Origin of the sequence: Streptomyces sp. NBC_00513, from assembly GCF_041431415.1 — a bacterium.
Classification (GTDB): Bacteria; Actinomycetota; Actinomycetes; order Streptomycetales; family Streptomycetaceae; genus Streptomyces.
Window position 1 is genome coordinate 3645367 of sequence record NZ_CP107845.1, and the last position, 12784, is coordinate 3658150.

The following is a 12784-nucleotide window of genomic DNA, read 5'->3' on the forward strand; positions in this document are numbered from 1 at the left end:
CCGCCCGGCCGGTCGTGGTGCGTCAGTCCTGCTTGAGGACGAACGAGGTGCGGGCCACCGGCAGGCCGGGGGACTTGACCTCGACCACGTAGGTGTCCGCGGTCGCGGCTCCCGCGGGCGGTGACTGGCACTGGTCCGCGGCGCTGAACCGGCGGTCCCATTCCAGGGTCGGCGCCTTGATCTCGCTCTGCGCGGCCAGCCGGAAGAAGACGTTGCCCGCGCCGGTCGGGCAGTCCGTCGAGGACCAGACGGCCTTGGGGTTGCTCGCCTGGGTGATGGTCAGGACCGCCTGCTTCGGGCCGAGGTCGACCTTGCAGGTGGTGCCGGAGACATTGCGGGCGATGAGTTCGAGACGAGGCTTCTCGTTCGCCTCGTACTCGTTCTTCTCGCTCTTGACCTCCCACTGCACCGCGGACGGCGCGCACGTCGGCAGGGGCGAGTCGGCCGGGACCTGGCTCGCGCCGCCGCCCGGGGCGGAGTTGCCGGAGCCGCCGCCCGTGCCACCGCTCGGCTCGCCGTTCTTGCCGGCGCCCGCCGTGCCCGCGTCGGAACCGGAACCGGAGCCGGAGCCGGCCGACCCGGTTCCCGACTCGGCCCGCCCGCCCGGGGCCTGACTGATCGCCGGCCCGGAGCCGGAGGGGCCGGGGGTGATCGGGGCGACGGGATCTCGCCCGCCCTCGCCCTTGCCGTTCGTACTGGACTTCACCCCACCGGAGCTGACGGTCCATACGGCGAGGAGCGCGAGGAGCGCGACGACGGACGCCAGCACAGCCCTCCGTCGCCAGTAGATGGAGGAGGGGAGCGGCCCGACCGGATTGCGCAGAGATCCCACGAGCGGAACCTTACGAGAGTTCGCGCCGCGATCAGTGCCCCACATGCCGGGCGGCGGGCTTGATTTGCCGATGATCATCCTGCGGGGCCGGTCCGAACCGTTCGGAACCGGCCAGGGTGCTGACACGACCGCGACCTCCCATTGAGTACGGTCTGTGATCATGGACAGCTCCGACCTCTACAGAGACATCACCGACTTCGCCCACACCACGCCCCCCTGGGTGCGGTCGGCGTCCGAGGCCTGGACGGAGTACGGGCTGTTCGCGTTCGGTCTGCTCTTCATAGCCGTCTGGTGGCGTGCCCGCCGGCAGGCCGCCCCGCGCGCGATGGCGCTCGCCGTCCTCGCGCCGCTCGCCACCGCCGTCGCGTACGTCGCCTCCGAGCTGGTGAAGTCGACCGTCGACGAGGACCGGCCCTGTCGGACGGTGGCCGGGGCGGCCGCGTCGCTGATCCCGTGCCCGGAGTACGGCGACTGGTCCTTCCCCAGCAACCACTCCTCCATCGCGGGCGCCGCCGCCGTCGCGCTGGCCCTGGCCGTCGGCCGCCTCGCGCTGTTGACCGTGCCGCTCGCCCTGCTGATGGCTTTCTCCCGGGTGTTCGTCGGCGTGCACTTCCCCCACGACGTGGCGCTGGGCCTGCTGCTCGGCGGATCGCTGGCCGCCCTGTTCGTGCTCGCCCTCGCCGGTCCGATCAGTAGGATCACCGCCGGCATGCGGGCCAGTGGCATCCGGCCCGTGCTGTGGTTCACCGGTCCGGGCCCCGCGCGGTAGGGACGAAACGTGCCAGGATGCCGTCTGCCATGACTGCATCCACCACTCCTTCCCCCGACGTCTCCCACGCACTGCACTCCCCCGTGATCGCGTGGTTCGACGAGCACGCCCGCGACCTGCCCTGGCGCCGCCCCGAGGCCGGCCCCTGGGGCGTGATGGTCAGCGAGTTCATGCTCCAGCAGACCCCCGTCAACCGGGTCCTGCCGGTGTACGAGCAGTGGCTCGCCCGCTGGCCCCGGCCCGCCGACCTGGCCGCCGAGGCGCCCGGCGAGGCCGTGCGCGCCTGGGGCCGCCTCGGCTACCCCCGCCGGGCCCTGCGTCTGCACGGGGCGGCCGTCGCGATAACGGAACGGCACGGGGGCGACGTGCCGCGGGAGCACGCGCAGCTGCTCGCCCTGCCCGGGATCGGCGAGTACACGGCCGCCGCGGTGGCCTCCTTCGCGTACGGGCAGCGACACGCGGTGCTGGACACCAACGTCCGCCGGGTCTTCGCCCGCACCTCCGGCGGGGTCGAGTACCCGCCGAACGCGACCACGGCCGCCGAGCGGCGTCTGGCGCGGGCCCTGCTGCCGCCGGACGAGGAGACCGCGGCCCGCTGGGCGGCGGCCTCGATGGAGCTGGGCGCGCTGGTGTGCACGGCCAAGAGTCCGGACTGCGCGCGCTGCCCGGTCGCCGGGCTGTGCGCGTGGCGCCTCGCGGGGAAGCCGGCCCACGACGGGCCGCCGCGCCGAGGACAGACGTACGCCGGTACCGACCGTCAGGTGCGGGGCAAGCTGCTCGCCGTCCTGCGGGAGGCGGTCGGCGCGGTTCCGCAGGCGGTGCTGGACACGGTCTGGGACGAGCCGGTGCAGCGGGCTCGCGCACTGGACGGGCTGGTGTCCGACGGTCTGGTCGAGCCGCTCGGCCAGGGGATGTACCGACTTCCGCAGGGGCCGGCCCGCACCTGATCCGATCCGTTGATCCACTGCGTGGGGAGCCCGGCTCGAAGCTGACTCGAAGATTCCGCTTGGCGCCGGGAAACCCGCAGCTCAAAGACGCTGTTACACAATCTACGGGTGTCCGTGCGTCCACCGAAGGCTGACCCGCACAGTGCCGTGACAACGCCTCCGTACCTTCGAATCCGTAAGACAGCGGTGGCGGGTTGGGACGGAACGGAGGCGGTCTGAGATGGCGCACGGCGAGGTACTCGAATTCGAGGAGTACGTACGCACCCGGCAGGACGCGCTGCTGCGCAGTGCCCGGCGCCTGGTTCCGGACCCCACGGACGCCCAGGACCTCCTCCAGACGGCCCTCGTCCGCACCTACGGCCGCTGGGACGGCATCGCCGACAAGTCCCTGGCCGACGCCTACCTCCGCCGCGTCATGATCAACACGCGTACCGAGTGGTGGCGGGCCCGCAAGCTCGACGAGGTACCCACCGAACAGCTCCCGGACGCCTCCGTCGAGGACGGCTCCGACCAGCGCGCCGATCGCGCCCTGCTGATGGACATCCTCAAGGTTCTGGCGCCCAAGCAGCGAAGCGTCGTGGTGCTGCGACACTGGGAGCAGATGAGCACCGAGGAAACGGCCGCGGCGCTCGGCATGTCGGCGGGAACCGTGAAGAGCACCCTGCACCGCGCATTGGCCCGCCTCCGGCAGGAGCTGGAGAGCCGGGACCTCGACATGCGCGCGCTGGAACGCGGTGACCACACCATCCGGTACGAGGGGCGGGAGCGGTGCGCGGCCTGAACGGCCCAGGCTTGAGCGGCAGAAAGTCGCTGGTGTTGGTGTCGGCGGGGACGGTCGTCCTCGCCGGCACAGCGCTGTTCGCGGTCGGTTGTGCCACCGGTGGCACGGGCCTGCGCGACGGTGGTCCGGCCCGCACCGAATCCGTGGCGAAGACCGGTCCCCCGGTCGGCCCGGCCCCCTCCGGCGGGGACCACTCACCGGCGACCTCGGACACCTCCGCGGCCAAGCCGCCCAAGGTGGACCCGGTCGCGCTGTTGAAGGCGGACCCGAAGGTCAGTCCGGCGATCAAGCGGGACCTGAAGCCCTGCACGGGCCGGGAGTACCCGGTCGACGTGAGCTACGGGAAGGTCACCGGGAGCCCGGCCGTGGACATCGTCGTGAACGTGCTCTCCTGCGCCGACGCCCTGGGGCGCGGCTCGTACGTGTACCGGGCGGACAACGGCAAGTACGAGAATGTCTTCGCGGACGAACAACCGCCCGTCTACGCGGAGATCGACCGGGGGGACCTGGTGGTCACCAAGCCGGTCTACGGGAAGAGCGACGCGCTCTCGTACCCGTCCGGCGAGGACGTGATCACCTACCGCTGGAGCGGTGAGAGGTTCACCGAGCAGGACCGTGTCCACACGGACTACAGCAACGTGGTCGACGGCGGCGGCCAGCCCGCCCCGGCCATCTCAGAGAAGAACTGAAGCGAGGCTCCGGATGGCCGAGACCCATGTGCTGTTCGTGGAGGACGACGACGTCATCCGCGAGGCCACGACCCTGGCGCTGGAGCGCGACGGGTTCGTGGTGACCGCCATGCCCGACGGACTGTCGGGCCTGGAGTCCTTCCGGGCCGACCGCCCCGACATCGCGCTGCTCGACGTCATGGTGCCCGGGATGGACGGCGTCAGCCTGTGCCGGCGCATCCGTGACGAGTCCACCGTCCCGGTGATCATGCTGTCGGCGCGCGCCGACTCCATCGACGTCGTACTGGGCCTGGAGGCGGGCGCCGACGACTACGTCACCAAGCCCTTCGACGGGTCGGTCCTCGTCGCCCGGATCCGCGCCGTGTTGCGCCGCTTCGGCCACGCGGGCGGTCCGAACGGCGGCGCGTCGGACGACGACGGCGCCGATGAGCGCGGGGTGCTGGCCTTCGGCGACCTGGAGGTCGACACCGAGGGCATGGAGGTGCGCAAGGCGGGTGCCCCGGTGGGCCTCACGCCGACCGAGATGCGGCTGCTGCTGGAGTTCTCCTCGGCGCCCGGCACCGTGCTGTCGCGCGACCGGCTGCTGGAGCGGGTCTGGGACTACGACTGGGGCGGCGACACCCGGGTCGTGGACGTCCACGTCCAGCGGCTGCGCACCAAGATCGGACAGGACCGGATCGAGACGGTCCGAGGCTTCGGATACAAGCTGAAGGCATGAGGCGGTTCACACTCCGTACCGGGATCCGCTGGAAGATCACCCTCGCCATCGCCGCCGTCGGCGCGCTGACGGCGGTGGCGCTGAGTCTGGTGGTGCACAGTGCTGCCCGCGTGTCGATGCTGGAGAGCGCCCGCGACTCCCAGCTGGAGCGGGTCCAGTTCCTCGCCCGCAGCGTGGACGCCGGCCGCAAGCCGATGATGGGCGCCAAGCTCAACGACCCCGAGCTGCCGATCGAACTGAGGCAGAAGGTCCAGTCCGGGCGGCGCGGCACCTACATCCAGGAGAGCAGGCGGGGCGTTCCCGAGGTGTGGGCGGCCGTACCGCTCGGCAGCGGACAAGTGCTGTCCCTGCACCTGCCGTTCAAGGAGAGCGCCAACATGGTGCACGACCTGGACCAGGCCCTCGTCGTCGGCTCCCTCTCCGTGGTGGTGGGCGGCTCCGCGCTCGGGGTGCTCATCGGCGGGCAGATCTCGCGCCGGTTGCGCAAGGCGGCCGCCGCCGCGCAGCGGGTGGCGCACGGAGATCCCGAGGTCCGGGTGCGCGACGCGGTGGGTGGTGTCGTACGTGACGAGACGGATGACCTGGCGCGGGCCGTGGACGCCATGGCGGACGCGCTCCAGCAGCGGCTGGAGGCCGAGCGGCGGGTGACGGCGGACATCGCGCACGAGCTGCGGACCCCGGTGACGGGCCTGCTCACGGCGGCGGAACTGCTGCCCCCGGGGCGGCCGACCGAGCTGGTGCGCGACCGGGCGCAGGCGATGCGCGCGTTGGTCGAGGACGTGTTGGAGGTGGCCCGGCTGGACAGCGCCTCGGAGCGGGCCGAGTTGCAGGACGTGGCGCTCGGCGAGTTCGTCAGCCGCCGGGTGGCGTCGCTGATGCCGGACGCGTCCGTACGCGTCGTGGCGGACGAGATCGTGAGCACCGACCCGCGCCGGCTGGAACGGATCCTGGGCAACCTGCTGGCGAACGCCGCGCGGTACGGGCAGTCGCCGATCCAGGTCGACGTCGAGGGCCGGGTCGTACGGGTGCGGGACCACGGACCGGGCTTCCCGGAGGCGCTGTTGCGCGAGGGGCCGAGCCGTTTCCGGACCGGGTCCACCGACCGGGCCGGGGTGGGCCACGGGCTGGGTCTGACCATCGCGGAGGGTCAGGCGCGGGTGCTGGGCGCCCGGTTGACGTTCCGTAACGTGGCCGCGCCGGGCGGCGTGGACAGGGAGGGTTCGGCCGCCGGGGCGGTGGCGGTGCTGTGGCTGCCGGAGCACGCGCCGACGGCGACGGGAAGCTTCCCGATCCTGAAGCCCCAGACCTGAGTCGGGCGTCGTCGCGACCCGGGGCGGCAGAGCCGCGGCGGCGCCGGCCCGGGATCGCGACCGTATCGGGACCCTCGGCCGTTCGCCCCGCGGGGCTGATGTTCTAGCATCCGTGGCATGACCGACGGTACGAACCCCCCGACCAACCCGCAGCCCGAGCAGCCCGCCCCGGGGAGCGGTGGCTACGGGTTCCCGCCGGGAGCGCCCGCGTCCGGTGGCTACGGGTTCCCGCCCGGGCCCCCCGCGTCGGGTGGCTTCGGCCCCCCGCCGGGCTCGGACCAGGACGGCGGCTACGGCTACCCGCGGCAGCCCGGACCGCAGCAGCCCGGACCGCAGCAGCCGAATCCGTACTGGCAGGATCCCGGGATGCCGGGCCCCTACGACGCGCCGCCCGCGTCGTGGCAGCAGGGCGGTTCGATGCCGGGCCCGACGGCGGAGCCCGAGCCGTTCCGGCAGCGGTCGGATCAGCCCGACTGGGACGCGCTCGCCGATCGTTCGGCGTCGGAGCGGCGCAGGAAGCGGGTGTGGGTGGTCGTCGGCACGGTGACCGTGCTGGCGCTGCTCGCCGGTGGTGGAACGTTCCTGCTGCTGGGTGGCGGCGACGGGAAGGGCGACGACAAGCCGACGGCGGCCGCCTCGGATTCGCCCGCGCCCTCGCAGAGCGGGGTCAAGAATCCGATCGATCTCACGCCCACGGTCGCGGGTGACCCGACGACCGTGCGGGACCAGATCGGCAAGGCGAACCTGAAGATGGGGCCGGAGGCCGGAGTCTTCCCGATCGACAAACGGCACGAGATGCGCACGAAGGGCAACGCGAACTCGTTCGCCGAGTCCCAGCAGCGCGTCGTGGACCCGTCGAAGAGCTTCACGGTCTCGGCCCGGCTCTGGAACCGCTCCCCCAAGGGGCAGCAGATCGCGGTGAGCCAGGGCAACGAGAAGTCGTTCTCGTTCGAGCTGGGTCTGGACGAGGTGAACGGCAAGCCGTCCTGGATCTTCCGGGTGCAGACCGGCACCCCGGGCGCGAACGCCAGCACGACGACGGTGACGGGCACGAGCTCGAAGATGGAGAAGACCTTCTCGGAGCTGACGGGCACCTACGACGCGGAGAAGAAGGTGATCGCCCTGTACGTGAACGGCAAGCGGACGGGCGAGGCCCCGGTTCCCGCGGACATCTTCCCCGCCCCCGGCCCGCTGCAACTGGCGCGCTCACGCCATCAGGATCAGTGGGTGTCGCCCTGGCAGGGCGCCATGGACAGCCTGCGGGTCTACGACGCTGCGCTGCCGCAGGAGCGGATCGACGCCCTCAAGCCGGGCAAGCTCGACCCGATGGTCACGCCGACCGGGTCGTGGCTGCTGTTCTGAGCCGTCGCGAGCCGCCCGGTGCGGCGGGGGGGTCGGACGCCGGTCGCCCGGCGCCGTCGGCGTGTCAGACGGTGACGCCGACCTGACGCAGGAAGCTCACCGGGTTGATGGCCGAGCCGTAGTTCGGGGTGGTGCGGATCTCGAAGTGCAGGTGCGGACCGCTGGAGTTGCCGGTGTTGCCGGACAGCGCGATCTGCTGGGCGGCCGAGACCTTCTGGCCGATCTTGACCTGGATCCGCGAGAGGTGCGCGTACTGGGAGTACTTGTTGTTCGCGTGCTTGATCACGACGGCGTTGCCGTACGCGGGACCGTCGCCACCGCCGTTGGGGCCGGCCTTGACGACCACACCGGAGCTCGCGGCACTGACCTTGGTGCCGACGGGAACGGCGAAGTCCTGACCGGAGTGCTTGTGCGACCACATGTTGCCGCCCTTGCCGTAGGTCGCGGACAGGGTGTAGCCGGAGACCGGCTTCTTCCAGGAACCGGCCGACTTCGCGGCGGCGGCCGGCTTCGCGGCGGCGGCCTGGGCCTTCGCCTGGGCGGCGACGAGGCCGGGGGTGCCGTTGAGAGCGGTCTGCGCCTCGCCGGCGAAAGCGGCGGTCGTTCCGGCACCGAGGGCCAGTGCGGCACCGAGGCCGGTGGCGGCGAGGGCGATACGGGTACGACGGGTGCTGACGCGCTTCGCGGACATGTGTGGACCTCCGGGGCCGGGAACAAGGGCAATAAGTGACCCGGCACGCTGAGCGGATGCTGAGCGGGTGCCGGGCGAACTTGCTCCACCTTGGTAACCCGAGCCCCCCGGCTTCCTCAAACGTCCTCATTACTACGTCGACTCGTAGGTGCGAGGGGGGTCGAGAGGACTGTTGACCCGGCGATTACTGGGCCAAGGGAGGGGGCAAATCGGACACTCGATCTACGAAAGGTCCTAGTAGGTCCGATTTGCCCTGTGCGGCTTGTCACCGGGCGCGGAGCCCCCGCCCACCCTGATCGAGACCCAGGTCACGCCCCTCGGGCCACCGGAAGGCACCCGAAGCACCCTCCGCCCCCTGCCCCCGTGCCCGCGCCTTCCGCCGAGCCGCGCGGGCGCCACCCGTGGGCCCACCCCCGCGCCGGGGAGCCCGGTACGGGCCCGGTCGCCCGGTACAGGCCCGGGAGGGCGGTACGGACCCGGAGGGCGGGTCCGGGGCCCCTGCGCGCGCCCCGGACCCGCTCGTGCCCGCAGGGACCGGCCGCAATCCCTCCCGCCTCGCACGGGCCCGGACGTCCGCTCCGGCTCTCCCCCGCCCCGCAGGGCCCCGGACGCGCGAAAGGGGCGGCCCCGGAACCGTTCGGTTCCGGGGCCGCCCCTTCGTACAGCGGTCAGGCCTCAGGCGCCCTTGGAGAGGTCCGGGCCGGAGCCCGTGGCCTCGATCGGGGGAAGGTCCGAGATCGGAGTCTTCTCCTCGCCGCGGAAGGTGAACTTGGCGGCCTCGCCCTCACCCTCCACACCCACGACCACGATGTGACCGGGACGCAGCTCGCCGAAGAGGATCTTCTCCGACAGCATGTCCTCGATCTCGCGCTGGATCGTCCGGCGCAGCGGGCGCGCACCCATGATCGGGTCGTAGCCGCGCTTGGCCAGGAGCTGCTTCGCGTCACCGCTGAGCTCGATGCCCATGTCGCGGTCCTTGAGGCGCTCGTCCACCTTGGCGATCATCAGGTCGACGATCTGGATGATGTCTTCCTGCGTGAGCTGGTGGAAGACGACCGTGTCGTCGACACGGTTGAGGAACTCGGGCCGGAAGTGCTGCTTCAGCTCTTCGTTGACCTTCGCCTTCATCCGGTCGTATCCGGTCTTGGTGTCGCCCTGGGCCGCGAAGCCCAGGTTGAAGCCCTTGGAGATGTCCCGCGTACCCAGGTTGGTCGTCATGATGATGACCGTGTTCTTGAAGTCCACGACCCGGCCCTGGGAGTCGGTCAGACGACCGTCCTCCAGGATCTGGAGAAGGGAATTGAAGATATCCGGGTGCGCCTTCTCGACCTCGTCGAAGAGGACGACGGAGAACGGCTTCCGGCGGACCTTCTCGGTCAGCTGGCCGCCCTCTTCGTAGCCCACGTAGCCGGGGGGCGAACCGAAGAGACGGGAAACCGTGTGCTTCTCGCTGAACTCCGACATGTCGAGGGAGATCAGTGCGTCCTCGTCGCCGAAGAGGAATTCGGCGAGCGTCTTGGAGAGCTCGGTCTTACCGACACCGGACGGGCCGGCGAAGATGAACGAGCCACCGGGACGCTTCGGGTCCTTCAGACCCGCACGGGTCCGTCGGATCGCCTGCGAGAGGGCCTTGATGGCGTCCTTCTGACCGATGACGCGACGGTGGAGCTCGTCCTCCATGCGCAGGAGTCGCGAGGACTCCTCCTCGGTCAGCTTGAACACCGGAATGCCGGTCGCGGTCGCGAGGACTTCGGCGATGAGCTCGCCGTCGACCTCGGCGACGACGTCCATGTCGCCGGCCTTCCATTCCTTCTCGCGCTTGGCCTTCGCCGTCAGCAGCTGCTTCTCCGAATCACGGAGGGAAGCCGCCTTCTCGAAGTCCTGGGAGTCGATGGCCGACTCCTTGTCGCGACGCACGTTCGCGATCTTCTCGTCGAACTCGCGGAGGTCCGGCGGCGCGGTCATCCGACGGATGCGCATCCGGGAGCCGGCCTCGTCGATCAGGTCGATCGCCTTGTCCGGGAGGAAGCGGTCCGAGATGTACCGGTCGGCCAGGGTGGCCGCCTGCACGAGGGCCTCGTCCGTGATGGAGACGCGGTGGTGGGCCTCGTAGCGGTCGCGCAGCCCCTTGAGGATCTCGATCGTGTGGGGGAGGGAAGGCTCCGCCACCTGGATCGGCTGGAAACGACGCTCCAGCGCCGCGTCCTTCTCGAGGTGCTTGCGGTACTCGTCCAGCGTCGTGGCACCGATGGTCTGGAGCTCACCACGGGCCAGCATGGGCTTCAGGATGCTGGCGGCGTCGATCGCGCCCTCGGCGGCACCCGCACCCACGAGGGTGTGGAGCTCGTCGATGAACAGGATGATGTCGCCGCGGGTGCGGATCTCCTTGAGCACCTTCTTGAGGCGCTCCTCGAAGTCACCGCGGTAGCGGGAACCGGCGACCAGTGCACCCAGGTCGAGGGTGTAGAGGTGCTTGTCCTTGAGCGTCTCGGGCACCTCGCCCTTGACGATCGCCTGGGCCAGGCCCTCGACGACGGCGGTCTTGCCGACGCCGGGCTCGCCGATGAGGACCGGGTTGTTCTTGGTCCGGCGGGACAGCACCTGCATGACCCGCTCGATCTCCTTCTCGCGCCCGATGACCGGGTCGAGCTTGGATTCGCGAGCCGCCTGCGTGAGGTTGCGGCCGAACTGGTCGAGGACGAGCGAGGTCGAGGGGGTGCCCTCGGCCGGGCCGCCTGCCGTGGCCGACTCCTTGCCGCCTCCGGAGTAGCCGGAGAGCAGCTGGATGACCTGCTGCCGGACCCTGTTGAGATCGGCGCCCAGCTTCACGAGGACCTGGGCGGCGACGCCCTCGCCCTCGCGGATCAGGCCGAGCAGGATGTGCTCGGTGCCGATGTAGTTGTGGCCGAGCTGGAGGGCCTCTCGGAGCGAAAGCTCCAGGACCTTCTTCGCCCGCGGGGTGAAGGGGATGTGGCCGGACGGGGCCTGCTGCCCCTGACCGATGATCTCCTCAACCTGCTGGCGAACAGCCTCGAGCGAAATCCCGAGGCTCTCCAGGGCCTTAGCGGCGACACCCTCACCCTCGTGGATCAAGCCCAGGAGGATGTGCTCGGTGCCGATGTAGTTGTGGTTGAGCATCCGGGCTTCTTCCTGAGCCAGGACGACAACCCGCCGCGCGCGGTCGGTGAACCTCTCGAACATCGTTTATCGCTCCTCAGAGCGGTCGGGCAGTTCGGGGTCGGTCCCCGCCCTGTCCTTCCGCATGCTAGTCCCGCGGGGCGGGACAGCTCATTCCAACTGCCGACATCCGTCCGCGGCTCACCCTCACGTCCGCGGGAAAACCCGGCCGTAAGTGCCGACAACTGCTCCAACCCGATGGTGCGAGACGATGTTCCCGCAGGCCAGGCAGATACCCGTCACACGTGTACGCCGATGGCGAACGGAAGCCGGTCGGAGACCCTTCAAATCAGCGTGTCGCCCCGATCCACTAGGAATGTCTTACCCGTGGGGACTGACACTCCATGCGGCCGGGAGACGGTTCCCTCCGCTACGGGCGAACACGGTTCCGTCTTCGAATGTGGGACTCCGCCCCACGGACGTTTACGTTCCGTATTGGGTCCGCCGCGCTGCGTAACTCCAGGGCACTTCCGGAGTTGCTCCGGTCATGGCCCTCATCGCCGAGACCGTCCCGCATCCGCGCTCCCCGTCCGAGGAGGACGCGTACGTCTCCTGGTACGGGCGGGTGCTCGGCTGGACCCTCGCGGGCGGCCCTCCCGCCCAGCTGGTCACCGGGGCGCGGTTCGACGTACTGGAACTGCCGGCCGACGCGGGTGGCCGGCTGCTGCGCAGGCCGGTCGACACCGGGCCGGTGGCCGTCATGGGACGCCGTATGCGCTTCCTGGTGGCCCCGGGCAGCGCCGAGGAGCTGGACGGGCTGCTCGACTGGCTGGAGTGGGGTCCGGTGGCCCTGGATCTGACCGCCCTGGGCGTGGGAGGCCGTATCACCGCCCCCGTGCCGCCGGGGCGGCCACAGGGAAGCCCTCAGGGGGCCGCCGTGTGGCTGCGGCCCCCCGAACCGGGGTGCGAGGCGTTCCTGCCGTCCCTGCCCGGTACCGGACAGGGCGCCGGGGCCGGCCTGAGAGGCACCGGACCCGATCTCGTACGTCTGGTCGCCGCGGCGGCCACGGAGTGCCACCGGGCACGCCTGCGGCGACGCGCGGCCCCCGCGAGGCCCGTCGGCGCCGTGGGTCAGCCCCGGTTCTCGTAGGCCTCGCGAATGTCGGCGGGGACACGGCCGCGGTCGTTGACCGTAAGGCCCTTCGCCTTCGCCCACGCACGGATTTCCGCGGTGTCCGGGTTGCCCGCCGAAACGGCGGCGCGGCCCTTGGCGCGACCCGCGGCGGCACGGCCACCGGTACGACGGCCACTCTTGGTGTAGGGCTCAAGCAGGCCGCGGAGCTTTTCAGCGTTGGCGGCGGTGAGGTCGATCTCGTAGGTCTTGCCATCCACAGCGAACGTCACGGTCTCGTCCGCCTCGCCACCGTCGAGGTCGTCGACAAGAAGGACCTGAACCTTCTGTGCCACCGGATTTCCTTTCATCGAAAATGCAGTACGCGGAAAGGAAACCGCTTTTGCCTGGAAAACACAAACCCCCGCCGAGAGGTTCAGGACGTCAACAGGGCGGG

The 12784-nt window shown here is 70.8% G+C and carries 12 protein-coding genes; 8 read left to right on the top strand and 4 right to left on the bottom strand.

Translation table 11 applies throughout. The features are described from left to right. Positions 1-22: 22 nt before the first annotated feature. Positions 23-832, bottom strand: a complete 810-nt coding sequence (locus OHA84_RS16790; protein ID WP_053678379.1) for a hypothetical protein — start codon at positions 830-832, stop codon at positions 23-25. A 160-nt stretch (positions 833-992) separates the two neighbouring features. Here OHA84_RS16790 and OHA84_RS16795 point away from each other — a divergent pair, with 160 nt between their 5' ends. The 7 genes from OHA84_RS16795 to OHA84_RS16825 all read left to right on the top strand — a co-directional run bounded on the left by OHA84_RS16795 (position 993) and on the right by OHA84_RS16825 (position 7408). Beyond that, positions 993-1601: a phosphatase PAP2 family protein gene (locus tag OHA84_RS16795; RefSeq protein WP_053678502.1), complete on the top strand. Its 609-nt coding sequence runs from the start codon at positions 993-995 to the stop codon at positions 1599-1601. Between the two features lie 29 nt (positions 1602-1630). After that, positions 1631-2548 (top strand): A/G-specific adenine glycosylase, encoded by a 918-nt coding sequence (locus tag OHA84_RS16800; RefSeq protein ID WP_266971006.1) that lies wholly within the window; start codon positions 1631-1633, stop codon positions 2546-2548. 220 nt (positions 2549-2768) lie between these two features. Then, a complete protein-coding gene (locus OHA84_RS16805; RefSeq protein WP_053678383.1) occupies positions 2769-3329 on the top strand; it encodes a SigE family RNA polymerase sigma factor in 561 nt (186 codons plus the stop codon). Between the two features lie 11 nt (positions 3330-3340). Further along, the gene (locus OHA84_RS16810; RefSeq protein WP_371591398.1) at positions 3341-4018 is read left to right on the top strand and encodes a hypothetical protein; all 678 of its coding nucleotides are present in this window, start codon (positions 3341-3343) and stop codon (positions 4016-4018) included. Between the two features lie 13 nt (positions 4019-4031). After that, on the top strand, positions 4032-4736 hold the full coding sequence (cseB, locus tag OHA84_RS16815) for a two-component system response regulator CseB (protein WP_053678385.1): 705 nt from the start codon (positions 4032-4034) through the stop codon (positions 4734-4736). Next, positions 4733-6046 (top strand): two-component system sensor histidine kinase CseC, encoded by a 1314-nt coding sequence (gene cseC / locus OHA84_RS16820; RefSeq protein ID WP_053678387.1) that lies wholly within the window; start codon positions 4733-4735, stop codon positions 6044-6046. Before cseB ends, cseC begins: the two co-directional genes overlap by 4 nt. A gap of 117 nt (positions 6047-6163) precedes the next feature. Next, the gene (locus OHA84_RS16825; RefSeq protein WP_053678389.1) at positions 6164-7408 is read left to right on the top strand and encodes a LamG domain-containing protein; all 1245 of its coding nucleotides are present in this window, start codon (positions 6164-6166) and stop codon (positions 7406-7408) included. Between the two features lie 64 nt (positions 7409-7472). Here OHA84_RS16825 and OHA84_RS16830 read toward each other — a convergent pair whose 3' ends face one another. Then, a complete protein-coding gene (locus OHA84_RS16830) occupies positions 7473-8099 on the bottom strand; it encodes a M23 family metallopeptidase (RefSeq protein ID WP_266971003.1) in 627 nt (208 codons plus the stop codon). A 675-nt stretch (positions 8100-8774) separates the two neighbouring features. Then, complete coding sequence (locus OHA84_RS16835; protein ID WP_053678393.1) at positions 8775-11300, bottom strand: ATP-dependent Clp protease ATP-binding subunit; 2526 nt, start codon at positions 11298-11300, stop codon at positions 8775-8777. A gap of 463 nt (positions 11301-11763) precedes the next feature. On the opposite strand from OHA84_RS16835, the gene OHA84_RS16840 reads away from it, so the two are divergent. After that, positions 11764-12366 carry an SCO3374 family protein gene (locus OHA84_RS16840; protein ID WP_266971001.1) on the top strand — a complete coding sequence of 201 codons (603 nt, stop codon included), beginning with the start codon at positions 11764-11766 and terminating at the stop codon, positions 12364-12366. Here the strand turns inward: OHA84_RS16840 and OHA84_RS16845 are convergent. Next, a complete protein-coding gene (locus OHA84_RS16845) occupies positions 12348-12683 on the bottom strand; it encodes an Lsr2 family protein (protein WP_053678395.1) in 336 nt (111 codons plus the stop codon). The genes OHA84_RS16840 and OHA84_RS16845 overlap by 19 nt on opposite strands. Positions 12684-12784 lie beyond the last annotated feature (101 nt).